The following is a 23229-nucleotide window of genomic DNA, read 5'->3' as shown; positions in this document are numbered from 1 at the left end:
CATGCGGGCAGATCGCGAGCGTCACAGCACCCGGCTTGGGCGGGTCCGAGGCCGGTGCGGGAGACTGGCGGGCATGGCGGCTCGTGGCTTCCCGTACACCGATCTCAAGGACTTCCTCGCGGCGCTCGAGCGCGCGGGCGAGCTACGCCGGGTCGACGTCCCGGTCGACCCCACCCTGGAGATCAGCGAGGTGGTCACCCGTACCGTGCGGGCCGGCGGCCCGGCGCTGCTCTTCGAGCGCCCGACGCGGGGCGAGATGCCGGTGGCGATCAACCTGTTCGGCACCGAGAAGCGGATGGCGATGGCGCTCGGCGTCGACTCGCTGGACGAGATCGGCGCCCGGATCGGCGCACTGGTCAAGCCGGAGCTGCCGGTCGGCTGGTCCGGCATCCGCGAGGGCCTCGGCAAGGTCATGCAGCTCAAGTCGGTGCCGCCCCGCAAGGTGAAGACCGCGCCCTGCCAGGAGGTCGTCTACTCCGGCGACGACGTCGACCTGAACCGGCTGCCCGGCCTCCAGGTCTGGCCCGGCGACGGCGGGATCTTCCACAACTACGGGCTGACCCACACCAAGCACCCGGAGACCGGCAAGCGCAACCTGGGCCTGTACCGGCTCCAGCAGCACAGCCGCAACACGCTGGGCATGCACTGGCAGATCCACAAGGACTCGACAGCCCACCACGCGGTCGCCGAGCGGCTCGGGCAGCGCCTGCCGGTCGCGATCGCGATCGGCTGCGACCCCGTCGTCTCGTACGCGGCCAGCGCGCCACTGCCGGGCGACATCGACGAATACCTGTTCGCGGGGTTCCTGCGCGGCGAGCGGGTGGAGATGGTCGACTGCCTCACCGTGCCGCTACAGGTGCCGGCGCACGCGCAGATCGTGCTCGAGGGCTATCTGGAGCCCGGCGAGCGGCTGCCCGAGGGGCCGTTCGGTGACCACACCGGCTTCTACACCCCGGTCGAGCCGTTCCCGGTGCTGCACATCGAGGCGATGACGATGCAGCGCAAGCCGGTCTACCACTCGATCGTCACCTCTCAGCCGCCGCAGGAGGACCACGGCCTCGGCAAGGCCACCGAGCGGATCTTCCAGCCGCTGCTCAAGCTCATGATCCCGGACATCGTCGACTACGACCTGCCGGCCGCCGGGGTCTTCCACAACTGCGCGATCGTGTCGATCCGCAAGCGCTACCCGAAGCACGCACAGAAGGTGATGAACGCGATCTGGGGCGCGCACCTGATGTCGCTCACCAAGCTCATCGTGATCGTCGACGAGGACTGCGACGTGCACGACTACAACGAGGTTGCCTTCCGCGCCTTCGGCAACGTCGACTACGCGCACGACCTGCTGCTCACCGAGGGCCCGGTGGACCATCTCGACCACTCGTCGTACCAGCAGTTCTGGGGCGGCAAGGCGGGCGTCGACGCGACCCGCAAGCTGCCCACCGAGGGGTACACCCGCGGCTGGCCCGAAGAGATGAAGATGTCGCCGGAGGTCACCTCCCTGGTCGACAAGCGTTGGAAGGAGTACGGCATCTGATGGCGGTCCTCGAGGCGCCGGCCGAACGGCCAGGGCGGGTCAAGTCCTTCCTCAAACTCGTCACGATCGAGCACTCGGTCTTCGCGCTGCCGTTCGCGTACCTGTCGGCGTTGACCGCGATGCAGGTCAACGGCGGCCGGGTGCACTGGCTCGACCTGCTGCTGATCACCGTGGCGATGGTCGGCGCGCGGACGTTCGCGATGGCCGCCAACCGGATCCTCGACCGGCGGATCGACGCGCGGAACCCGCGTACCGCCGGCCGGGAACTGGTCACCGGGGCGGTCAGCGTGCGGACGGCCTGGACCGGCGCGGCCGTCGCGTTGGTGGTCTTCCTCGCCGCCGCCGCCCTGCTCAACCCGCTCTGCCTGGTGCTCGCGCCGCTCGCCGTGGTGCCGCTGGTGGTCTACCCGTACGCGAAGCGCTTCACCAACTGGCCGCACGCCATCCTCGGTGTGGCCCAGGCGGTCGGCCCGGTCGGCGCCTGGCTGGCCGTCACCGGCAGCCTCGACGGCTCCGGCCCGGCCTGGCTGCTCGGCGCGGCGGTCGGGCTGTGGATCGGCGGGTTCGACCTGATCTACGCCTGCCAGGACTCCGAGATCGACCAGGAGATCGGCGTGCACAGCGTGCCCGCTCGGTACGGGCGACGCTTCGCGCTGCACGCCTCCACCGTCGCGCACGTGGTGACCTTCGGACTGTTCATCTGGTTCGGCGCGCTGGTCGGCTTCGGCTGGCTCTGGTGGATCGGGCTGGCACTCACCGCGGTCGCGTTCGGCTACCAGCACATGGTGGTCAGCCCGACCGACCTCAGCAAGGTCAACCGGGCGTTCTTCACCGCCAACGGCTTCGTCGGCATCGTGCTGTTCGTCTTCGCCCTGCTCGACCTCGTGATCCGGCTCGACCTACGGCCGTGAGGCCGACGTCAGGAAGGGCCCCTTCCGCCGCAGGCGGCGGCAACCAGGGGCCCTTCTTCGCCGGTGGGGTAGCGGCCGCTCTCCAGCGTCCACTCGATGGTGCCGCGCACCGCGTCGGCCACCCCGTCGAGGTGGTCGGTGACCGCCTCGTCCAGCGCCGGGCCGAACGACGGTACGGCGGCCCGTAACGCGACGAAGAGCCGCATCGACTCCCGCCAGCGCTCGGCCATCCGGTCGACCGCCACCTCGGGCGGCACCCCCCACTCGGTCTGCATGGCCAGCACCAGGTTGTGCCCGCCCGCCGTGGCCCGGTCCCGCTCCAGCGAGGCCAGGTCGTTGTACCAGGACAGCAGGTCGTTGCCGGTACGGGCGATCTGACGCAGCAGCGGGTGGTGGTAGACCGTCTCCGGCAGCGGTCGACCGCTCACGAACTCCATCAGTGGGTACGACACCTCCGCCGCCGAGGTGGCGCGGCGCAGCTCGACGTACTCGGCGACGCCGGGTCGGCGGCCGGCCTCCTTGTTGACCGCTTCCCGCCAGGTGCCGTCGAGGTGTCGGCCCACCGCGTCGGTGAAGCGCAGCCGCCACCGGGCGGGCATCCGGTGACGTGGTTCCCGCCAGGCCAGCACCAGCAGACGCCGCAGCGGACCGGTCAACCCGCTGTGCTGTGACCGGGGGCCGTCGTGCAGTAGCGCCAGCGTGCCGGAACGCAGCGCGCGGATCTGCTCCGGGGCGAGCCGGTCCGGCCCGTCGCAGGCGTCGTCGACCAGGAAGAACCAGGTGAACAGGGCGGTCAACACCCGCAGGTCGGCCTCGGTCGCGTCCGGGTAGAGCCGTCCGGCGTACCGGGCGAAGCCGCTCCGGGCCAGCCGGTGCAGCGCGTCGTCGTCCAGCGGCAGGCCCAACTCGGGCAGCAGGCCGAGTAGCCACTGCTGAGCCCGGTCGGCGTGCGGCGAGAGCCGAGCCGGGATCGGACACTCGGCGCGCAGTGCCCAGAGGACCTCTCCGGTCGTCACCGATGCCTCCTGTGCGATCTGCTCCCGATGCGAATCGCCGTCGGCAGCATGTCAGGTCGGCGAGACAAAAACCTACCCGCCGGTCACCTGGGACCGGCCCGACCTGGGGGTGCCCACCGGCAGACGAGCCCGACCAGGCAGGCTGGAGGCATGCGCGAACCATGGGTGGTCGGCGTCTCCGGGGCCTCCGGCACGCCGTACGCGGCGGCCGTCGTCGGCGGGCTGCTCGACGCGGGCGAATCCGTGGACCTCATCGTGTCCCGAGCGGCGCGGCTCACCGTGCTCGACGAGACGGGTCGGTCGTTCCGGGACGCGCACTGGGCCGAGGACCTCGCCGTCTGGCTCGGACGGGACCTGACCGGGGCGGATGTGCGGCACTGGCCGGCGGGCGACCTGGCGGCCGGGCCGAGCAGCGGCTCCTACCGCGTACGCGGGATGGCGGTGGTCCCGGCCAGCACGGCGGCCTGCGCGGGCATCGCGATCGGGCTCTCCAAGGATCTGTTGCAGCGCGCCGCCGAGGTCAACCTGAAGGAGCGCCGGCCGGTGGTGGTGGTGCCCCGGGAGACACCGGTGACCCGTAGCCACCTGGAGCACCTGATCGCACTGCACGACGCCGGTGCGGTGGTGCTGCCGGCCAGCCCTGGCTTCTACGGTGCCGGCGCGGCGGCCAGCGCCCAGCAGTTGGTCGACTTCGTGGCCGGCAAGGTGCTGGACGCGCTCGGCGTCCCGCACACCCTGTTCCGACGATGGTCCGGCCAGCTCGGCGCGGCCCGGAGCTGAGCCGCGGCACGGCTCGCCCGATTCCGTCGGCCGGCAGGTGGTGTCAAGCGGAACGCGGACCGGACGATGATGTCCGGTCCGCGTAGGAATGTCCGCACCAGTTCAGTACATGCCGGCGTTGGCCGGACCCGGCCCAGTGGAAGCGGCCGGGCCCACGTTGCGTGGCTTTCCGACCTCGTCCACCTCGTCCAGCATGCCCTCCCCCTCAAGCAGGGCTCGCACCTCGGATTCCCGAAACCGGCGATGCCCGCCTGGAGTCCGGATGCTTCCTATCCGGCCGGCCGCCGCCCATCTCGTCACAGTCTTCGGGTCTACCCGAAACAGCGCAGCGACCTCACCCGGTGTCAGCAGGCGATCTCCAGTGTCCACAGCCCCCTCCTCGCGTCGACGAAGCCCCTGGCTGAACACACTGCCCCCGGCTGGTGCGAGCCCAGAGCCGTCATGAGGGACGTATGGCAATTACAGCACCAGGGACCTGGCCTGTCCGCCAAACGCGAAAAACGCACTGAGTGGGAGGTTAGTAAATGCTACTGGCGCAACCCCTACCTTGACTGTCTGTCGGTGAACAGTTACTCACTGTTGTATGCAACGGATGCCGAGGCCAAGTCGTTACGCCTGACCCGTTAAGGTCACTCTCCGTGGACGCCATCGACCTGAACCTCGTCGATCTGCTGCGCGGCAACGCACGCCTCTCGTACGCCGAGTTGGCCCGGCAGGTCGGCCTCTCCGCCCCCGCCGTACACGAGCGGGTCGGCAAGCTGGAGAGCAGCGGGGTGGTTCGCGGCTACCGGGCGGAGGTGGAGCCGGAGGCGATCGGGCTGGGCGTCACCGCGCTGATCGGCATCGTCGAGGACTCGGGCGCGGACACCGACGACATGCTGGAGTCGCTCCGCGTGCTGCCCGAGATCGAATCCTGCTACTTCATGGCCGGCGTGGAGTCGTTCCTGCTCAAGGCACGGGTCGGCACGATCGCCGAGCTGGAGCAGTTGATCGTACGGCTGAACCGGACGCCCGGCGTCGCCTCGACCCGGACCGCCATCGCCCTCTCCACCAAGTGGGAGAACCGCCCGCAGGCCGTCGGCCCGGCGACCACCTGACCAGACACGGCACGACAGGCTTCCGGCGCTCCACCCGCCTGTTCGACTCGGGCCCTTTGCTCTGCTTACACCGGCGCAACGGTTTGAGCCCCTGGGTGTTGCGTCCGTTGAAGCAGAGCAAAGGGTCCGGCGGTGACCATGCCGGGCGCGGTCCCTCGGCGTCCGTACCCCCGCTGTTCTGGCCGGCCGGCCCTGGTGCCGGCCCGCCGGCCGGCGGTACCGTGCGCCGATGACCCCGCCCGGGCGTGGATCGGCCGTGGTGACCGGGGCCGCCCGCGGCCTGGGGCGCGCGGTCGCCGCTGCGCTGCACGCCGACGGCTGGTCAGTCCTGCTCACCGACCTCGACGCGGCCGCGGTGGCGGCCGCCGCCGTGCCGTTCGGTGGCTGGTCGGCCCCGCTGGACGTCCGCGACGAGGAGGCCTGCGTCGAGATCGCCGCGACCGCCGCGCGTCGGGGCGGCCTCGGCCTCTGGGTCAACAACGCCGGCATCCTGGTCACCGGGCCCGCCTGGGAGCACGACGGGCCGACCCGTCGCCGGGTGCTCGACGTGAACGCGCTCGGCGCGATGAACGGCACGCTCGCCGCGCTGTCGGTGATGCGCGGCCAGGGGTACGGCCACGTGCTGAACATCGTCTCGCTCGCCGGGCTGATCGCCGCGCCCGGCGAGACGGTGTACGCGGCCAGCAAGCACGCCCTGCTGGCGTTCAGCCTCGGCACCCTGTCCGACCTGCGGATGGCCGGATACCGGCGGGTGCACGTCTCCTGCCTCTGCCCGGACGGCATCTGGACCCCGATGCTGCACGACCGACTGGACGACCCCGGAGCGCTGGCCTCGTTCACGGGGTCGATGCTGACCCCGGAGCGGGTGGCGGCCCGGGCGGTCCGGCTCGCGCGTCACCCACGCCCGGTGGTGAGCCTGCCACGCTGGCGAGGCGTCCAGGTCCGGCTGCTGGACACCCTGCCCCGGCTGGCCATCGGGCTGACCCCGCTCGTCCAGGCCGTCGGCCGGGCCGGCCAGCTCCGGCAGCGCCGCCGGGCCGCGCCACCCGGCCGGGGCTGACCGCCCCCGGCCCGCTTGCTACGTTTCCGAGCGTGACTCATCTCGACCGGTGTGACGAGGCCAGCCGGACCTGGGTGACCGAGGCGATCGCCACCGTCGAGGCGGACGCGAACCGCTCGGCCGACACCCACCTGCTGCCGTTCCCGCTGCCCCGGTTCTGGGGAATCGACCTCTACCTCAAGGACGAGTCGGTGCACCCGACCGGCTCGCTGAAGCATCGGCTGGCCCGGTCCCTGTTCCTCTACGGGCTCTGCAACGGCTGGATCGGGCCGCGTACGACGATCGTCGAGGCGTCCTCCGGCTCCACCGCGGTGTCCGAGGCGTACTTCGCCCGGATGCTCGGCGTGCCGTTCATCGCGGTGATGCCCGCCTCCACCTCGCCCGAGAAGATCGCGCAGATCGAGTTTCACGGCGGCCGCTGCCACCTGGTGGACGACCCGGCGAAGGTGGTGGTCGAGGCCCGCTGGCTGGCCGAGGATTCCGGCGGGCACTTCATGGACCAGTTCACGTACGCCGAGCGGGCCACCGACTGGCGAGGCAACAACAACATCGCGGAGTCGATCTACGCGCAGATGGAGTTGGAGCGGCACCCGATCCCGGCCTGGGTCGTGGTGGGTGCTGGCACCGGGGGCACCAGCGCGACCATCGGCCGGTACGCCCGATACCGCCGGCTGCCCACCAAACTCTGCGTGGTGGACCCGGAGAACTCCGCGTTCTACCCGGCCTGGCTGGCAGCCGACTGGTCGGTGCGGACCGGAAAGGGCTCCCGGATCGAAGGGATCGGTCGGCCCACCGTGGAGGCGTCCTTCCTGCCCGCGGTGGTGGATCGGATGGTTCAGGTGCCGGACGCGGCGTCGCTGGCCGCCATGCGCGCCGGCTCGGCTCTGCTCGGCCGACGAGTGGGCGGCTCCACCGGCACCAACCTGTGGGGCGCCTTCGGACTGATCGCCGGGATGCTCGCCGAGGGCCGGACCGGCTCGGTGGTCACCCTGATCTGCGATGCCGGCGACCGGTACGCGGACACGTACTACGCCGACGACTGGGTGGCCGCCCAAGGCCTCGACCTCGCACCGCACCTGAGCACCATCGACCGCTTCCTGAGCAGCGGAGCCTGGCCGGCCTGAGCCCCACGGCCGGGCCGGATTGGCGGGTCAGCGTGGGTCGATCCGCTCGGCCAGCCCGGGATAGCGCACCACGTAGCCGTCGGCGTCCACGTCGATCTCGGCGGTGAAGGTGCCGTTGGCGAACCGCACCCGCCCAGGCCCGAGCCCGCTGTAGATCTGCTCGGCCGGCACCACCTCCAGGCTGGGCAGCAGCACCCACGCCACGGTGATCCGGTGCGGCTGGTCGGCCGGCTTGGCGGCCAGCCCGAGTCGGCGTACCGGAAGGGTATTGAAGAGCGGCGACCCGCTCAGGTCGACGTCGAGCGCGTCGGCCAACCGGGCCGGGTCGTCGGTGCCGGGCAGACCCGCTCGAGGATGCCCGGCCGCGACCAGCGCCGCGTCCAGGTCGCCCTGCTCGGCGGTGGTCACTCGCCACCGGTCCGCAGAGCGCTCCAGCCGGACGTTGCGCAGCCAGCCGGGCCCCTCGACCTCGACCTCCAGCCGGGTCGTGGCCCAGTCCGGTGCGGTCGTCAGCTGGTAGCGGGCCGTCCAGGGGATCGGGTCCACGGCGAGCAGCGTGCCCCGGGCCGTCAATCCGTTGCCATCGCTGAGCAGGACCTGCTCGCTGCCGGCGGTGTCCGTCCGGGACCAGAAGAACGACTTCGGCATGGTCGGCATGAGCCGGACGTTACGCGACCGAACCGACATTGGCAGCGCATGCGCGAACGCCGCCGCGGAGCGTGCGCTCCGCGGCGCCGTTCGATGGATCAGTGGATCAGTGGGTACGCGCCGGCGGTCGCCCGCCGAAGCCACGCCGGTCGTCGCGCGGCCGGTCGTCACGAGGCCGGTCGTCCCGACCACGGCTCTCGGGGCGGTAACCACCCCGAGCGTCTCGGTCCGCGAAGCGGCGCTCGCCCTGCGGCCGATCGCCGTACTGGCGGTCACCCTGGGGGCGGTCGCTGTACTGACGGTCGCCCTGGGGGCGGTCGCCGTACTGACGGTCGCCCTGGGGGCGGTCACCGTAGCGACGCTCGCCCTGCGGCCGGTCGCCGTAGCGACGCTCGCCCTGCGGCCGGTCGCCGTACTGGCGCTCGCCCTGGGGCCGGTCGCCGAAGCGACGCTCGCCCTGCGGCCGGTCACCGTAACGGCGCTCGCCCTGGGGACGGTCGCTGTACTGGCGGTCGCCCTGCGGCCGGTCGCCGAAGCGACGCTCGCCCTGCGGCCGGTCACCGTAGCGACGCTCGCCCTGGGGACGGTCGCCGAAGCGACGGTCACCGCTCGGCCGGTCGCCGAACCGACGCGGCCCGCCGGACCGGTCGTCGAACCGGCGGGAGCCGCCGGACCGGTCGCCGAAGCCACGGGGTTCCGGCTCCAGGCGCACCGGAACGCCACTGGGCTCGCGGGCACCGATCAGCTCGGCCAGCATCGGGTCGCCGAGCCGGACCCGGGCCTCCGCCGGCGCGACGCCCGCCTTCTCCAGCATCGCCAGGGTGGTGCGGCGCTGCTTGGGCAGCACCAGGGTGGCGACCGCACCCGACTCGCCGGCCCGGGCGGTACGCCCAGCGCGGTGCAGGTAGTCCTTGGGGTCCTTCGGCGGGTCGACGTGCAGCACCAGGGTGACCCCGTCGACGTGGATGCCGCGGGCAGCCACGTCCGTGGCGACCAGGACGTTCATCCGGCCCTCACGGAACTCGGCCAGGGTCTTGGTACGCATCCGCTGCGTCTTGCCACCGTGCAGGCCACCGGCCCGGACGCCGACGGCGGCGAGCTGCTCGACCAACCGGTCCACACCTAGCTGGGTGCGGGCGAAGACCATGGTCCGGCCGTCGCGGGCGGCGATCGAGGCGGCCACCGGGAACTTCTCGTGCGGCGGGATCAACAGCATGTGGTGATCCATGGTGGACACCGAAGCGGTCGACGGGGCGGTGGAGTGCGTCACCGGGTCGGTCATGAAGCGCCGGACCAACGCGTCGACGTCACCGTCCAGGGTGGCCGAGAAGAGCAGCCGCTGACCGTTCGCGGGCGTCTTCGCCAGCAGTTGGGTCACCTCGGGCAGGAAGCCCATGTCGGCCATCTGGTCGGCCTCGTCGAGCACCGTCACCTCGACGTCGTCGAGCTGGCAGATGCCCCGCTCGATCAGGTCGCCGAGCCGACCCGGGGTGGCCACGATGATCTCCACGCCGCGGCGCAGCGCGTCGATCTGACGGTCATAGGGGACCCCGCCGACGGCGGTCTTCAGGAAGATGTTGAGCGCCTTGCCCAGCGGCAGCAGGGCGTCGTTGACCTGCATGGCCAACTCCCGGGTCGGGACCAGGACGAGGGCGCGCGGTCGTAGCGGTCGAGCCGGCTGGCCGGCGGCGACACGGGCCAGCAGTGGCAGGCCGAAGGCGAGCGTCTTGCCCGAGCCGGTCTGCCCGCGGCCGAGGACGTCCCGGCCGGCGAGCGCGTCCGGCACGGTGGCCCGCTGGATCTCGAACGGGGCGGTGATGCCCTGCCGCGCCAGCGCGCGGACCAGGGGCTCGGGCAGGCCGAGCGCGGCGAAGGTGATCGGGTCGACGGTCTCCGTCGGGGCGGCGTCGGTCGCCTCGGGAGCGGTGTCGGCCGCCTCCAGCGTGGGGTCGAAAGCGGACGGAACGATGCTGTGGTCAGCAGAGGTGGTCAACAAATGCCTTTCAAGCGGGGCGCATCTTCGCGATGGCCTGCCGCGGCTGTGCCGCCGGATCGCCCGCAAGATCGCCCAGGGGCGCGCACCACGCGCGCCGGGTCAGTGATCTCGACCAGTGTACGGCGGTCTGGCGAAGCCGCCAGCCGGTTGCCGGACGGTAGTGGGCGGACTCACCATCGCTGCGGGTCTGCCGGCTCAGCCGCCCGTCAGACCATCCAGCGCGTCGTTGGCGACCAGAACGACCAGCAGACTGATCGCCACCAGCAGCCCCAGCGCGGCAGCCAGGACGATCACCACCCGAGCCGTACCGGCGGACCGCTCGGTCGGTGTGTCCGCCCAGCCCTGAGCCAGGATATGCCCGGTCAGCGAGCCGGAATTCTCCACCGAACTGGCGGGCAGCGCGATCGTGGTGAAGCCCGGCCCCTCTCCGCTGCCGTAGACCGTGCCGGCGAGGTCGGGCCCGCTGTCGTACCGCCCGCTCTGGGTGCCGGCCGCGCTCCGCCCGGCGGGGCTGGCCATCTGGGTGACCCCGGGAGTGGCGGAAGTCGGAGTTCCGCCGGGCGAGTCGGCCGACGGCGTGCTCGGCCGGGATCCGCCGTCGGCGCTCCCACCCGCCGGCCGTACGCCTGGCGTGGTGGACGGCGGCCAACTGGGCAGCGCCGGCGCCGGCACCACCGGCGGGGCGGAGACGGGCGGCTCGGCCCATCCGCCGCCCGGGGCGGGCTGCGCCGGAATGCGAGCGGACGGTTGATTGGCCGAGGGCGCGGAGACCGATGCGGTGGCCCGCACGCCCGGCGCCGTACCCGGCATCGCCGGCGGCGGCGGGAAGGGCGGCGCGGGCATCGGACCGGGCGGCGACGGGGGTGCGGGCACGGGTGGGCCGGGCGGCGGCGCCGGCGGACCGGGCACGGGTGGCGTCGCCGGACCCGGGAAGGGCGGCACCGGCGACGGCGGCGGCGTGGGTGGACCCGGGACGGGCGGCAACGGGCCGGGCGGTGGCGTGGGCCGGGGACCCGGCGGCGGCGTCGGTACCGGGCCGGGAGGGTACGGCCCCGGGCTCGGCGCGGGCTCCGGCTCGGGCGGCGACGGTGGAATCGGCCCGGGCCCGGGCGGCGTGGGAGCCGGTGCCGGCTCCGGGGTGGGTGGCTGCGCCGGCTCGGGGGTCGGCGGCGTGGGTGGCTGTGCCGGCTCGGGGGTCGGCGGCGTGGGGGCCGGCTCCGGGGTCGGCGGTGGCGTGGCCGGCTCGGGGCTCAACGGACCGGATCGGTAGATGACGGGCGCGCTCGCCCAGGGGGCCGGAGTGTCCGGCGTGCCGGCCGCTATCCGGCTGCTGCCGGGCACCGTGGCACTGGCCCGGGCCGGGGCGGTCGAGCCGTCCCGTTGAGTGGGCAGCAGCGCGTTCGCCGGGCTGCTTGATCCGGTCGCACGGTAGGTGGTCGCGGTGGCCGAAGCGTTGGCCGGCAGGTCACCGGGCAGGGCGGCGGCGGTCGCGACAGTGGCCCGCGCGCGTACCGGGGCGGCGGCGTCGGCGTCAGCCGGAGCGGCGGCGGCGTCAGCCGGAGCGGCGGCGGCGGTCGCACTGATGCCGTCGGGAGCGTCGGCGGTCGCGCTGGTGCCATCGGGAGCGTCGGCGCTGGCGGTGCTGACTGGTCCGGTGCTGAGCGCCGGTTCAGCGGTGCCCGGTCCCGTCGGATCGGCCTGGTCGACGGCGCCGGGGTCGACAGTCCCCGCCGGATCACTCTGCTCGGCCATCTCCGCCCTCCGTGCCACGTTCGCACCCGGAGCCGCGACGTCGGACCGGATGTGTCTGTATGTCACGGTGCCACAGATCGCCCCGAGCGCACAGCCGGAGCGGATGGTGGCGACTCAGCTCCCGGTGCTCGGGCTGCCCTTCGCGCTCGTCGTCGGGCTGCCGCTGGCCGCCCCGCTCCGGCTGGACTCCGGCGTGCCGGCCGGAGCCGAGCTGGACGGTGCGCTGCTGGACGGCGTGGACGAACTCGACGGCGTCTGGCTCGCGCTGGGCGACTGGCTCGGCGAGGGGGTCGGCGACTTGGTAGGCGTGGCCGTGCCGGTCGGAAGCGGCGGTGGCGGGGTGGTCGGCTTTCCGGTGGGCGTCGGCTTCGGCGTCGCGCTGGGGGACGGCGTCGCGGGCGGCGTCGAGGGCGGAGGCGGCGGCGTCGACACGGGCGGGGCCGGCACGGCGCCGATCACCCGGGTGGCCGCGTACAGCCGGGACCAGGTGACGACGGAGGTCTTGACGACGTCGCCGGTGGTGGGCGCCTGCACCATCTTGCCGTTGCCGATGTACATGCCGACGTGGTGGATCGTGGTCCAGCTGCTGCCGGAGGCGAAGAAGAGCAGGTCGCCGGGGAGCAGTGCGGACTGCGAGACCGTGCGGTTGCGGGTGGCGTAGTACTGGTCGCGGGAGACCCGGGGCAGGTCGAAGTAGTCGGCACCCGGGGACCGGTACGCCGCCCACATCAGACCGGAGCAGTCGAACCGGTCCGGCCCCTCCTCCGACCACTTGTACGGGTCGCCGAGCTGGGCGAGGGCGTACCGGACCGCGGCCTGGGCCCGCGGGTGGGCGACCATTCCGAGGCTGTTCTGCCCGGCGACGTAGTCGGCACCGAGCTGCTGCTCGGCGGCCTCCTGCTGGCGCTCGAGCTGGATCACCAGCGCGGAGTTGTCCCGACGGAGCTTGAGCAGGCCGGCCTCGGCCGTGCGCAGCGCCGTCTCGCCGGTGCTGAACGCCATGTCGGCGGCGTCGACCGCGGCCTTGGCCGCGGAGTGTTCCTGGTAAGCCTTCTGCTCACCGCTGCGAGCCCGGGCCAACTCACCGGCCACCGCGGTGGTGCCGCCCTCGACCTTCTGGCCGCGGGTGATCCGCTGGAGCCGGCTCAGCCCCTGGATGTCGCTGGCGAGGTCACCGGGTGGCAGTGCGGCCGCCGCCTTGATCGCGTCGGCGGCGGCGACGTCTGCCGCCTGCTGCGCCCGGAGCAGGGTGTCCTGTGCGGTCGCCAGCACCTTGCCGGCCGCGTCGAGCTGTGCCTGCGCGTCGGTGCGTCTCTGCCGGGTCAGCAGCAGCTGATCGCCGAGCAGGCCGACCTGGGCCTCACCGGCGGCGATCTGAGCGGCCAGCGGACCGGTGCCCGGATTGACCACCGGCGTACCCGGGAAGCCCCCGACGGGCGCGCCGCCGGGGAGTTGGAACGAGCCGGTCACTGCCGGGCGCGAGCCGGTGTCCGGGACCGTCGTGGGCAGCCCGGGCTCGGCGTACGCGGGGGCGGCCATCACCGCGGCGGCGATCGCGCCGAGCAGGGCGGCCCAGAGCCTCGGACGCAGCACCGGCGAGATCACCGGGCTCCGTCGTCGCTGCCGTCGCCCGCGCCCGCTGTCGACCATGCCGCTCCCCGTCCCGCTGTCCGTTGTCGCGCTCGGTGGGGCGCGACCGTCGGGACGGTACCAGTGGTGTGTTCCGCCCCACCTTGTCTTACCGCACCCCGCCAGTGATGTCGATGCATCGTCGGGTTACGGGAGGCTGAGAGTCTGGTGAAGCGACCGTGCCGCCGGGGCCGTCGGTGCGCCGACGTACGCTCGACCGGGATCGTAGGTGGAAGGGACGTGCCATGGACGCCGGACTCAAGCGTGAGCTCGAAGCGAAGGTGTACGCCGGTGAGCGGCTGACCCGGGAGGACGGGGTCGCCCTCTACGACAGCGACGACCTTGCCTGGCTCGGGCGGCTGGCCCACCACAAGCGCACCGAGCTCAATGGCGAACGGGTGATGTTCAACGTCAACCGGCACCTCAACCTGACCAACGTCTGTTCGGCGTCCTGTGCGTACTGCTCGTTCCAGCGCAAGCCGGGCGAGAAGGACGCGTACACGATGCGCATCGACGAGGCGGTCCGCAAGGCCAAGGAGATGGAGGACGAGCAGCTCACCGAGCTGCACATCGTCAACGGCCTGCACCCGACGCTGCCCTGGCGTTACTACCCGAAGGTGCTCCGCGAGCTGAAGGCGGCGCTGCCGAACGTCAAGCTCAAGTGCTTCACCGCGACCGAGGTGCAGTGGTTCGAGAAGATCAGCGGCCTGAGCGCCGACGAGATCCTCGACGAACTGATGGACGCCGGCCTGGAGTCGCTGACCGGCGGCGGCGCGGAGATCTTCGACTGGGAGGTCCGCCAGCACATCGTCGACCACGCCTGCCACTGGGAGGACTGGTCGCGCATCCACGCCCTGGCACACAGCAAGGGCATGAAGACCCCGGCGACCATGCTGTACGGCCACATCGAGGAGCCCCGGCACCGCGTCGACCACGTGCTGCGGCTGCGCGAGTTGCAGGACGAGACCGGCGGTTTCGCGGTCTTCATTCCGCTGCGCTACCAGCACGACTTCGTGGACTCGGCGGACGGCAAGATCCGTAACCGGATCCAGGCCCGCACGACGATGGCCTCCCCGGCCGAGTCGTTGAAGACCTTCGCCGTCTCCCGGCTGCTCTTCGACAACGTGCCGCACGTGAAGAACTTCTGGGTGATGCACGGCCTCTCGGTGGCCCAGCTCTCCCTGAACTTCGGCGTGGACGACCTGGATGGCTCGGTGGTCGAATACAAGATCACCCACGACGCCGACTCGTACGGCACTCCGAACACGATGCACCGCGACGACCTGCTGCACCTGATCTGGGACGCCGGCTTCCAGCCGGTGGAGCGGGACACCCGCTACAACGTGGTCCGGGAGTACGACAAGGCCCCGGCGCTGGCCGAGCGCCGCGCCGAGCCGCAGCAGGTGTGGGCCTGAGCCCTCACGTACCCTCGCAGTCGATGACCGAGCAGCGTGGCGATGAGCAGCAGGACGGCTTTCCCCGACGGGACGCCGAGGGGCGCATTCGTACCCTGGGTGACCTGCTCGGGGTGTGTCTGGCCGGCCTGGTCATCGGGGCGCTGGCGCTCGTGTTGTTCGACTGGGCGTTCGCCTCGATCGGCTCCGGCGACTTCGGGCACACCAACGGCTGGCTGGCGGTGATCCTGCCGGCGTGGCTCTTCTGGGACGATTTCAAGGCCTGGGAGTTCGGCGCGGCCCGGGTGGTGGCGGCCCTGGTCGCCGCCGCCGTCGGAGTGTTCGTCGGGCTGCTGGTGGCGGGCCTGGGCTCCGGGTTGCCGCCGCTGCTCTCCGGGTCGCTGGCGGCGGCGGCGTTCACCGTGGCGTACGGGACGGTCTGGTTCCCGGGCGTCCGCTGGCTGGCCCGCCGGACCGGCTGACCCCGACCGCCCGCCGGGCGGGTCGACCTTTCCGCCGGCACCGGCGGGTGACGGAGAACGGAGTGGTGCAGGTGAGCGCGGCGGTCAAGTACACGCTGGGCCGGATCGGGCTGTTCGTCGCCGTGCTGGCGGCCCTCTGGCTGATCGACATGAACGTGTTCCTCAAGCTGATGCTGGCGCTGGTCTTCTCCGCGGCGCTCTCCTTCTTCCTGCTGCGTGGCTGGCGGGACGAGATGGCCGGCGAGGTCGCCGAGGCGACAGCCCGCCGACGCAGCGAGAAGGAGCGCCTACGCTCCGCCCTGGCCGGCGACGACCAGCCCACAGACGACCCCGAGTCCCCCCGGCAACAGCCCTAGAAGCGGTACCGCCCCACCCCGCCCCGCCGAGGCCTGCCCGCCCGTCTAATGCGCGATCTTGCACTTGCTGCCTCGACATAGGGCGCATTTCTCGTGAATCGGCGACCGAAACTGCAAGATCGTCGGGCGGGTCAGGGGTGGCCGCCGCAAGAGCGCCCCGGGCCAGTGACGGCCCGGGGCGCTTCGATCACCCGCGTTTGGCGGGGCGGAGCTGTCGGTTCACCAGTTGGTGGAGCCGGGGACGTGCGGCCAGGGCTTCCACAGTGGCTTGATCAGGTACGCGACGCCGCCCGAGCCGCCGGAGACGCCACCGCTGGCGTTGATCCGCTTGGTCCGCAGCCAGATCTGCTCGAACTGCTCCCTCGGGTAGACGTTGCGCACCACGTCGTTGCTGGACGAGGCGGGGTCGTTGACGATCACGTCACCCTCGGCGGTGAAGCCCACCACCACGAACAGGTGCCCCGAGGTGCCGTAGCCTGCCCCGTCCAGCTCGCTGGCGAGGAAGGACTGGCTGGTCACCACCGGGATCCCGGCGGCGATGAAGCGCTCCAGCTCGTCCAGCGAGTGCAGCCGGGTCGCCCGCCCCTCGAGGCCGGGGAACGTGGCCGCGTACGCCGTGTTGAACGGCCAGTTGCCGGCGCCGTCGTACTCGTAGTCGTAGGTCATCCGCGCGGCGTGGTTGACCGTCGGGTCGGGGTAGGTCGGGTCGACCCAGGCGGTGTCGGCCGCGGAGGGCTGACGGCCCCAGTACTCGATCACCATCTCGGTGGAGGTGGGCGAGCACCACGCCTCGCCGCCGCCGTCGTACTCGGGGTAGTGCCCGGCGTGCACGTTCTGCGAGTAGCGCGGCACGGGCAGCTCCCGGCCCCACGCGATGTGCCCGGCGCTGGCCGGAACGGTGAACCGGTCCGGCACGGTGGAGCTCATCGCGCCGAGCATCCGGACCACCGGCGCGGCGGTCTGCCCCGGCGCCCGGTAGAGGGTCAGCCGCAGCTGGTACGACCGCAGCAGCACCCCGGCGTCGGCGTCGTCGATGCTGAAGGTGTCGGTCCAGATCGTCGACCAGGGGTCGCCCTGCCCGTCGAGGCTGGTCCGCTTGATGTCGGCGTCGCCGGACGCCCAGCGGCTCATGACGTACCACGGGGTCTGCGCACCGCTGGTGTAGCTGCCCTGCATCTCGACCTGGATCCAGGTGCCGGCGGGGGTCTCCGCGTTCCAGGAGGCGATCAGCTCGGTGGCGTCGAACCCGACCGGGGTCTTCGGGGAGGTCCAGGTGCCGTACTCCCAGGTGCGGGTGACGCCGCTGTGCGGGTCCGCGTACTCGGTGGTGCCGGTCGGGCGGGCCAGCGTGAGGCCCGATCGGAGGCCGGGCACCACGCGGGTGCCGGCTCGGCTGCCCCGGAGCCAGTCGACCGGCCCGGACCAGTCCTGGTAGGTGATCTGCTCGTCGTGGACGGTCGTGGGCGGCCGGGCGCCGGTGAGCGGCTGGGCCGCCGCCGCGGGTGCGGCGGCGGCGAGCAGAGTGAGCGCGGTGGCGCCGGCGAGGGCGGCCGCGCGCAGGCGGGTTCGGGCCATGGGTGCTCCGCGGTGTCGAGGGGGCATCGTCGCTGGTCAGTGTCCCGCGCGGAAGGAAGTTTCGCCAGATGTTCACGGATGGAAAATCATTGCCGCCGCGATGATCCGCCTGGGATGGAGAAGGCAGCGATCAATATTGATATGACCATGTGACTGATGGTGAAGTGTCCTCCACCGAGCGGGATCTCCCGCCCTTCGAGGAGGTTGTCCATGGCCCTCCGCACGCCCACCCCTCTCCGCCGCGTCCTGGTGCTCGCCGTCGTCACCGGGCTGGGAATCGTCACCGTCGCCGCCGGCCCGGTCGCTGCCCGGCCGGCACCGGACCGGACCGCCGAACCGGCCGCCGCCGGCTACCGGGTGCTCGGGCCCCGGACCCTCGCCGATCGCAACGCGGTGGCCCGCACCGGAGCGGCCATCGACTACTCCGAGCACGGAGTGCTGCACATCTCGGCCACCTCCACCGAGGCCGCCGCGATCGGCCGACTCGGCTTCCGGCTGGAACCGCTCGCCCCGCCACCCAACGCCGAGCGCGGCGCCGGCGGGGTGGGAACGCTGGCCTTCCCGCCCGCCGACTCCAACTACCACGACTACGCCGAGCTGACCGCCGTCGTGAACCAGGTCGTCGCCGACCACCCGGCCATCGCCCGCAAGAGCAGCATCGGTACGTCGTACGAGGGTCGCGACCTGATGGCGGTGAAGATCTCCGACAACGTGGGCACCGACGAGGGTGAGCCGGAGATCCTGTTCAACTCCCAGCAGCACGCCCGCGAGCACCTGACCGTCGAAATGGCGATCTACCTGCTCAACCTCTTCACCGACAGCTACGGCTCGGACTCCCGGATCACGAACATCGTCAACAGCCGGGAGATCTGGATCGTGCCGACGGTCAACCCCGACGGCAGCGAGTACGACATCGCCACCGGGTCGTACCGGTCCTGGCGCAAGAACCGGCAGCCCAACAGCGGATCGTCCAACGTGGGCACCGACCTGAACCGCAACTGGGGCTACAACTGGGGCTGCTGCGGCGGCTCGTCCGGCACCACCTCGTCGGAGACGTACCGCGGCCCGTCGGCGTTCTCCGCACCGGAGACGCAGGCACTGCGCAACTTCGTCAACAGCCGGGTGGTCGGTGGCACCCAGCAGATCAAGGCGAACATCGACTTTCACACGTACTCGCAGCTGGTGCTCTGGCCGTACGGCTACACCACCGCGAACACCGCGACCGGGATGAACGCGGACCAGTACAACACCTTCGCCACCATCGGCCAGCAGATGGCGGCCACCAACAACTACACCCCGGAGCAGTCCAGCGACCTGTACATCACCGACGGGGACAGCCTCGACTGGATGTGGGCCACGCACAACATCTGGGCGTACACCTTCGAGATGTACCCCGGCTCGTCCGGCGGCGGCGGCTTCTACCCGCCCGACGAGGTCATCCCCGCGCAGACCAGCCGCAACCGCGAGGCCGTCCTGCTGCTCAGTGAGTACGCCGACTGCCCGTACCGGGCCATCGGCAAGCAGACGCAGTACTGCGGCGGCGGTGGCGGCACCACGGTCTGGTCGGACACCTTCGAGACCGCCACCGGTTGGACCACCAACCCGTCCGGCACCGACACCGCGACCACCGGTGCCTGGGCACGTGGTGCGGCCCAGGCGACCACCTCTTCCGGCGCCAAGCAGCTCACCCCGTACGCCGGCGCCAACGACCTGGTCACCGGTCCGCTCGCCGGCTCCGCGGCCGGTGACTACGACCTGGACGGCGGCGTCACCAGCGCCCGCTCGCCAGCGGTGACCCTGCCGGCCACCGGCACGCTGACCCTCTCCCTGGCCTGGTACCTGGCGCACGGCTCGAACGCCTCCTCGGCGGACTACCTGCGCGTCAGTGTGGTGCACAACGGCGGCACCACGGCCCTGCTCACCCAGGCCGGCGCGGCGGCCAACCGCAACGGGACCTGGGCCGTGGCCAGCCTCAACCTCACCCCGTACGCCGGCCAGTCAATTCGCATCCTCGTCGAGGCGGCCGACGCCTCCGGCGCCAGCCTCGTGGAGGCGGCGGTCGACAACGTGACGATCACCGCCTCCTGATCGGGTGGGGCCCCGCCGAGCCCCCCGCCGGGGCCCCACCACCCGTCCTTCGCCCGTCGATCTAGGGCATATCGTCGTGATGTGAGATCAACTCGCGACGAGATGCCCTAGATCAGCGGGGGGTGGCCGGGTGGTGCGCTACCGTCTTAGCGACCACTCCGCAGCGAAACCGGTGCGAAACCGGCGCTGTCCCGCAACTGTGATGCCCCGCCTGGCGGCGGGGACGAGCCAGGTCGCCTGCGGATGGGTCGCGATACGCGCTCTCGAGGTAAGGGCGCCTCGTGGGCGGGCGCACGAAATGCCCTGTCGGCGAAGCACCACTCCTCGACCGACAGGAGGCCCCATGTCCCGACGTACCCCTCGGCTCTTCGCCGCGACCCTCGCGGTCGCCGCACTCACCCTCGGTGCGTGCGCGGAGAAGGCCGCCGACCAGCCGGCCGCCGACGCCAGCGCGAGTGCCGTGGCCTACCCGGTGACGGTCGGCACGCTCACCCTCGACAAGCGCCCCGAGAAGATCGTCTCGCTCTCGCCCACCGCCACCGAGATGCTCTTCGCCATCGGTGCCGGCAAGCAGGTGAGCGCGGTCGACGACCAGTCCAACTACCCGGCGGACGCGCCCAAGAGCGACCTGTCCGGCTTCCAGCCCAACGCCGAGGCGATCGCCGGCAAGAGCCCCGACCTGGTGGTGCTCTCCAACGACACCAACAAGATCGTCGACCAGCTCGGCAAGCTGAAGATCCCGGTGTACCTGATCCCGGCGGCGACCACGCTGGACGACTCGTATCGTCAGATCACCGAGCTGGGCACGCTGACCGGGCACCCCACCGAGGCCACCGACGTCACCGGGCGGATGAAGGACGACATCGCCAAGCTGGTGAAGGACCTGCCGCAGCGCGCCAAGAAGCTCACCTACTTCCACGAGCTGGGCCCGGAGCTGTACAGCGCGACCAGCAAGACCTTCATCGGGTCGCTCTACAGCCAGGTGGGCCTGTCCAACATCGCCGACCCGGCCGACGCCGACGGCAAGAACTTCGGCTACCCGCAGCTGTCCCAGGAAGTCATCGTGAAGGCCAACCCGGACTTCGTCTTCCTGGCCGATTCGAAGTGCTGCCAGCAGAACGCCGACTCGGTCAAGGCCCGCAGCGGCTGGGCCGGTCTGACCGCCGTCAAGAACAACCAGGTGGTCGCGCTGGACGACGACATCGCCTCCCGCTGGGGCCCGCGGGTCGTGGACCTGCTCCGGGTCATCATCGACGCGGTCGCCAAGGTGCCCGCGTGACCGTCGTCCGTCAGTGAGCGGGGCGCGACAGGTGGCCGAACCGGCGCCGGCCGACCGGCCGGCCCAGACGCCGCCCACGTCCCGGCGGCTCGGGCTGCGGCCCGGAGCCCGACCGGCCGGGCCGCTGTCCGTGGCCCGGCCTGCCGGCCTGCGTAAGCGCTGGCTGGTCGCTGGCGTGTTCGCGGTGCTCGTCGCGCTGGTCGCCGGGGTGTCACTGGGTCCGGTCAGCCTGCCGCCCGGCAGCGTCGCCATCGAGCTGCTCAACCTGTTCCCCGGGGTGCACCTGGAGAGTGGGCTGACCGAGCGCGAGATCGCCATCGTCACCGAGCTGCGGCTGCCCCGGGTGGTGCTGGCCCTGCTGGTCGGTGGCCTGCTCGCCCTGGCCGGCGGCTGCTACCAGGGGGTGTTCCGCAACCCGCTGGCCGACCCGTACCTCCTCGGCGTGGCCGCCGGCGCCGGCCTCGCGGTCACCGCGGTGATCGCCCTCGGCGGCGCCGGTCGGCAGGGCGCGATCACCGGACTGCCGGTGACCATCCCACTGGCCGCGTTCGCCGGGTCGCTGCTGGCGGTGACGATGACGTACCTGCTCGGCGGTGCCGGCGGGCGCAGCCGCTCCCCGGCGATGCTGATCCTGGCCGGGGTGGCGGTCTCCGCGTTCCTCTCCGCCGGGCAGACCTACCTGCTGCAACGGCACGCCGACAGCATCCAGCCGGTCTACTCCTGGCTGCTGGGTCGACTCGCCACCGCCGGCTGGCACGACGTGCTGCTGGTGCTGCCGTACGCCGCGCTGACCACAGTGGTGGTCCTGCTGCACCGTCGGGAACTGGACGTTCTCGCGGTCGGCGACGACGAGGCCAGGAGTCTCGGCCTGCACCCGCAGCGCTCTCGCTACCTGTTGATCGCCGCCGCGTCGTTGGGCACCGCCGCGGCGGTCTCCGCGACCGGCCTCATCGGCTTCGTGGGCATCATCGTGCCGCACACCGTCCGGCTGCTCGCGGGGTCGAGCTACCGGGTGATCCTGCCGCTGTCGCTCCTCTTCGGTGCCGCGTTCCTGGCGCTGACCGACGTGGTGGCCCGTACCGCCGCCGCCCCCGCCGAGGTCCCGATCGGAGTGGTCACCGCCCTGCTCGGCGGCCCGTTCTTCGTACTGGTCCTGCGCACCGCCCGGCGGGTGCTCACGTGAGCGCCGACCGTCCGGGCGGCACCGGCTCGCATTCCAGGGCTGTCGCTGGCGGGGCTGTCGCTGGCAGGGCTGTCGCTGGTCCGGCTGGCGCTGGCGCGGCCGGTGTGTCCGTTGTCGGGCCGGCTGATGCCGTCGGTGCGCCGGCCGTCGAGGTGCGGGGGTTGCAGGTCAGCCTGGACGGCACGCCGATCCTCACCGGCGTCGACCTCACCGTCGCCGTCGGCGAATGGGTCACTGTGATCGGCCCGAACGGCGCCGGCAAATCGACCCTGTTGCGCGCCATCGGCGGCCTGCTGCCCGCGCCGGGCGCCATCTCCCTCTTCGGTACGCCGAGCACCGCGCTCCGCCGCCGCGAACGGGCCCGGGTGGTGGCCACGGTGGCACAGTCCCCGGTGGTGCCGCCCGGCATGTCGGTGCTGGACTACGTGCTGCTCGGCCGCACCCCGTACATCCCGCCGCTGGGCCGGGAGTCCGCCGCGGACGTGGCCGCCGTGCACGAGGTGCTCGACCGGCTGGACCTCGCCGGCTTCCTCCCCCGGGAGTTGGCCACCCTCTCCGGAGGCGAACGGCAGCGGGTCTTCCTCGCCCGCGCGCTCGCCCAGGGCGCGACGCTGCTGCTGCTCGACGAACCGACCAGCGCCCTGGACATCGGCCACCAGCAGGAGGTGCTGGAACTGGTCGACCAGTTACGCCGCGAGCACGGGCTGACCGTACTGGCCACGATGCACGACCTCTCCCTGGCCGGCGAGTACGCCGACCGGATGGTGCTGCTCGCCGACGGCCAGGTGGTCGCCGCCGGACCGCCCAGCGAGGTGTTGACCGAGCACCTGCTGGCCACTCACTACCGGGCCAGCGTCCGAGTCGTACCCGGCACCAACGGCCCCCTGGTAGTCCCCATCCGCCCCACGTCGCGCTGATCCTCCGGTTCGCGCTCGCGCGGCCCGCGCGGCCCGCGTGGCTCGCGCGGCTTGCGGCCCGGGTGGCTCGCGTGGCTCGCGCGGCACGACGTAGCTCGCGCGGCCCGCGTGGCTCGCGTGGCTCGCGTGGCTCGCGTGGCTCGCGTGGCCTACGCGGCTCGGCGCGGCTCGCGCGGCCCGACGTGGCTCGCGCGGCTTGTGTGGCATACGCGGCCCGCGCGTTGATCATGGGGTTAACGGGCGACAAAGCGGACGGATCGCCTCGCTAACCTCATGATCACCGGAGTTCGAGCGGGAAGATCACGCACGATCCAGGATGAAGTGGGGTCCAAGGCATGGGGAGGCCACTACATCCTGGATCGAGCACGATCAGGTGCGGGGTGCGGGGTGCGGGGTGCGGGGTGCGGG

19 protein-coding genes, 1 pseudogene and 1 riboswitch are annotated in these 23229 nt (G+C 72.1%); of the genes and pseudogenes, 13 read left to right on the top strand and 7 right to left on the bottom strand.

What is annotated here, in order from left to right; all coding sequences use genetic code 11:
• Positions 1-73: 73 nt before the first annotated feature.
• Both V6V47_RS29985 and mqnP read left to right on the top strand, forming a co-directional pair.
• Positions 74-1534 (top strand): menaquinone biosynthesis decarboxylase, encoded by a 1461-nt coding sequence (locus V6V47_RS29985; RefSeq protein WP_334631844.1) that lies wholly within the window; start codon positions 74-76, stop codon positions 1532-1534.
• The gene (mqnP, locus tag V6V47_RS29980) at positions 1534-2445 is read left to right on the top strand and encodes a menaquinone biosynthesis prenyltransferase MqnP (protein WP_334631843.1); all 912 of its coding nucleotides are present in this window, start codon (positions 1534-1536) and stop codon (positions 2443-2445) included. Before V6V47_RS29985 ends, mqnP begins: the two co-directional genes overlap by 1 nt.
• 8 nt (positions 2446-2453) lie before the next feature.
• On the opposite strand, the gene V6V47_RS29975 is transcribed toward mqnP, so the two are convergent.
• Positions 2454-3461: a terpene synthase family protein gene (locus V6V47_RS29975; RefSeq protein WP_334631841.1), complete on the bottom strand. Its 1008-nt coding sequence runs from the start codon at positions 3459-3461 to the stop codon at positions 2454-2456.
• Positions 3462-3611: 150 nt separating this feature from the next.
• Here V6V47_RS29975 and V6V47_RS29970 point away from each other — a divergent pair, with 150 nt between their 5' ends.
• A complete protein-coding gene (locus tag V6V47_RS29970; RefSeq protein WP_334631839.1) occupies positions 3612-4241 on the top strand; it encodes a UbiX family flavin prenyltransferase in 630 nt (209 codons plus the stop codon).
• A 102-nt stretch (positions 4242-4343) separates the two neighbouring features.
• Here the strand turns inward: V6V47_RS29970 and V6V47_RS29965 are convergent, their stop codons facing one another.
• Positions 4344-4610, bottom strand: a complete 267-nt coding sequence (locus tag V6V47_RS29965) for a BldC family transcriptional regulator (RefSeq protein WP_007454516.1) — start codon at positions 4608-4610, stop codon at positions 4344-4346.
• Positions 4611-4879: 269 nt separating this feature from the next.
• Between V6V47_RS29965 and V6V47_RS29960 the strand changes: the two genes are divergently transcribed.
• The 3 genes from V6V47_RS29960 to V6V47_RS29950 all read left to right on the top strand — a co-directional run bounded on the left by V6V47_RS29960 (position 4880) and on the right by V6V47_RS29950 (position 7522).
• Positions 4880-5338: an Lrp/AsnC family transcriptional regulator gene (locus tag V6V47_RS29960; protein WP_334631836.1), complete on the top strand. Its 459-nt coding sequence runs from the start codon at positions 4880-4882 to the stop codon at positions 5336-5338.
• A 229-nt stretch (positions 5339-5567) separates the two neighbouring features.
• Positions 5568-6398, top strand: coding sequence for an SDR family NAD(P)-dependent oxidoreductase (locus V6V47_RS29955; RefSeq protein WP_334631835.1), 831 nt, complete (start codon positions 5568-5570; stop codon positions 6396-6398).
• Positions 6399-6430: 32 nt separating this feature from the next.
• Positions 6431-7522, top strand: coding sequence for a PLP-dependent cysteine synthase family protein (locus V6V47_RS29950; protein WP_334631834.1), 1092 nt, complete (start codon positions 6431-6433; stop codon positions 7520-7522).
• A 27-nt stretch (positions 7523-7549) separates the two neighbouring features.
• On the opposite strand, the gene V6V47_RS29945 is transcribed toward V6V47_RS29950, so the two are convergent.
• The 4 genes from V6V47_RS29945 to V6V47_RS29930 all read right to left on the bottom strand — a co-directional run bounded on the left by V6V47_RS29945 (position 7550) and on the right by V6V47_RS29930 (position 13568).
• A complete protein-coding gene (locus V6V47_RS29945; RefSeq protein ID WP_334631859.1) occupies positions 7550-8170 on the bottom strand; it encodes a putative glycolipid-binding domain-containing protein in 621 nt (206 codons plus the stop codon).
• Between the two features lie 106 nt (positions 8171-8276).
• Entirely contained in the window at positions 8277-10112 is a 1836-nt protein-coding gene (locus tag V6V47_RS29940; RefSeq protein WP_442934328.1) for a DEAD/DEAH box helicase, read from the bottom strand.
• A gap of 249 nt (positions 10113-10361) precedes the next feature.
• Entirely contained in the window at positions 10362-11918 is a 1557-nt protein-coding gene (locus V6V47_RS29935) for a hypothetical protein (RefSeq protein ID WP_334631832.1), read from the bottom strand.
• A gap of 114 nt (positions 11919-12032) precedes the next feature.
• Positions 12033-13568 carry a C40 family peptidase gene (locus V6V47_RS29930; protein ID WP_334631831.1) on the bottom strand — a complete coding sequence of 512 codons (1536 nt, stop codon included), beginning with the start codon at positions 13566-13568 and terminating at the stop codon, positions 12033-12035.
• A 224-nt stretch (positions 13569-13792) separates the two neighbouring features.
• Between V6V47_RS29930 and mqnE the strand changes: the two genes are divergently transcribed.
• From mqnE to V6V47_RS29915, 3 genes and pseudogenes are all read left to right on the top strand, one after another.
• On the top strand, positions 13793-14962 hold the full coding sequence (gene mqnE, locus V6V47_RS29925; protein ID WP_334631830.1) for an aminofutalosine synthase MqnE: 1170 nt from the start codon (positions 13793-13795) through the stop codon (positions 14960-14962).
• Between the two features lie 23 nt (positions 14963-14985).
• Positions 14986-15423 (top strand): hypothetical protein, encoded by a 438-nt coding sequence (locus V6V47_RS29920; RefSeq protein ID WP_334631829.1) that lies wholly within the window; start codon positions 14986-14988, stop codon positions 15421-15423.
• A 71-nt stretch (positions 15424-15494) separates the two neighbouring features.
• Positions 15495-15828 (top strand): annotated as a pseudogene (locus V6V47_RS29915) (DUF4229 domain-containing protein).
• A gap of 170 nt (positions 15829-15998) precedes the next feature.
• Here V6V47_RS29915 and V6V47_RS29910 read toward each other — a convergent pair.
• Entirely contained in the window at positions 15999-17354 is a 1356-nt protein-coding gene (locus V6V47_RS29910; RefSeq protein ID WP_334631828.1) for a peptidase C39 family protein, read from the bottom strand.
• Positions 17355-17564: 210 nt separating this feature from the next.
• Between V6V47_RS29910 and V6V47_RS29905 the strand changes: the two genes are divergently transcribed.
• From V6V47_RS29905 to V6V47_RS29890, 4 genes are all read left to right on the top strand, one after another.
• Positions 17565-19442 carry a M14 family metallopeptidase gene (locus V6V47_RS29905; protein ID WP_334631827.1) on the top strand — a complete coding sequence of 626 codons (1878 nt, stop codon included), beginning with the start codon at positions 17565-17567 and terminating at the stop codon, positions 19440-19442.
• Positions 19443-19610: 168 nt separating this feature from the next.
• A riboswitch (cobalamin riboswitch) is annotated at positions 19611-19675 on the top strand.
• Positions 19676-19785: 110 nt separating this feature from the next.
• Entirely contained in the window at positions 19786-20721 is a 936-nt protein-coding gene (locus V6V47_RS29900) for an ABC transporter substrate-binding protein (RefSeq protein ID WP_334631826.1), read from the top strand.
• A gap of 94 nt (positions 20722-20815) precedes the next feature.
• Positions 20816-21904, top strand: a complete 1089-nt coding sequence (locus V6V47_RS29895) for a FecCD family ABC transporter permease (protein WP_334631857.1) — start codon at positions 20816-20818, stop codon at positions 21902-21904.
• A 104-nt stretch (positions 21905-22008) separates the two neighbouring features.
• A complete protein-coding gene (locus V6V47_RS29890) occupies positions 22009-22821 on the top strand; it encodes an ABC transporter ATP-binding protein (RefSeq protein WP_334631824.1) in 813 nt (270 codons plus the stop codon).
• Positions 22822-23229: the final 408 nt, after the last annotated feature.

The organism is Micromonospora sp. CPCC 205539, from assembly GCF_036906815.1.
Lineage (GTDB): Bacteria > Actinomycetota > Actinomycetes > Mycobacteriales > Micromonosporaceae > Micromonospora.
This window is presented reverse-complemented; position numbering and strand designations above follow the sequence as displayed.

Excerpts from the sequence above, each read along its gene's own strand:
- V6V47_RS29945 (WP_334631859.1), bottom strand. The coding sequence starts at position 8,170 with ATGCCGAAGTCGTTCTTCTGGTCCCGGACGGACACCGCCGGCAGCGAG.
- mqnP (WP_334631843.1), top strand. The coding sequence starts at position 1,534 with ATGGCGGTCCTCGAGGCGCCGGCCGAACGGCCAGGGCGGGTCAAGTCC.
- V6V47_RS29905 (WP_334631827.1), top strand. The coding sequence starts at position 17,565 with ATGGCCCTCCGCACGCCCACCCCTCTCCGCCGCGTCCTGGTGCTCGCC.
- V6V47_RS29955 (WP_334631835.1), top strand. The coding sequence starts at position 5,568 with ATGACCCCGCCCGGGCGTGGATCGGCCGTGGTGACCGGGGCCGCCCGC.
- V6V47_RS29930 (WP_334631831.1), bottom strand. The coding sequence starts at position 13,568 with ATGGTCGACAGCGGGCGCGGGCGACGGCAGCGACGACGGAGCCCGGTG.
- V6V47_RS29910 (WP_334631828.1), bottom strand. The coding sequence starts at position 17,354 with ATGGCCCGAACCCGCCTGCGCGCGGCCGCCCTCGCCGGCGCCACCGCG.
- V6V47_RS29970 (WP_334631839.1), top strand. The coding sequence starts at position 3,612 with ATGCGCGAACCATGGGTGGTCGGCGTCTCCGGGGCCTCCGGCACGCCG.
- V6V47_RS29900 (WP_334631826.1), top strand. The coding sequence starts at position 19,786 with ATGTCCCGACGTACCCCTCGGCTCTTCGCCGCGACCCTCGCGGTCGCC.
- V6V47_RS29920 (WP_334631829.1), top strand. The coding sequence starts at position 14,986 with ATGACCGAGCAGCGTGGCGATGAGCAGCAGGACGGCTTTCCCCGACGG.
- mqnE (WP_334631830.1), top strand. The coding sequence starts at position 13,793 with ATGGACGCCGGACTCAAGCGTGAGCTCGAAGCGAAGGTGTACGCCGGT.
- V6V47_RS29985 (WP_334631844.1), top strand. The coding sequence starts at position 74 with ATGGCGGCTCGTGGCTTCCCGTACACCGATCTCAAGGACTTCCTCGCG.
- V6V47_RS29935 (WP_334631832.1), bottom strand. The coding sequence starts at position 11,918 with ATGGCCGAGCAGAGTGATCCGGCGGGGACTGTCGACCCCGGCGCCGTC.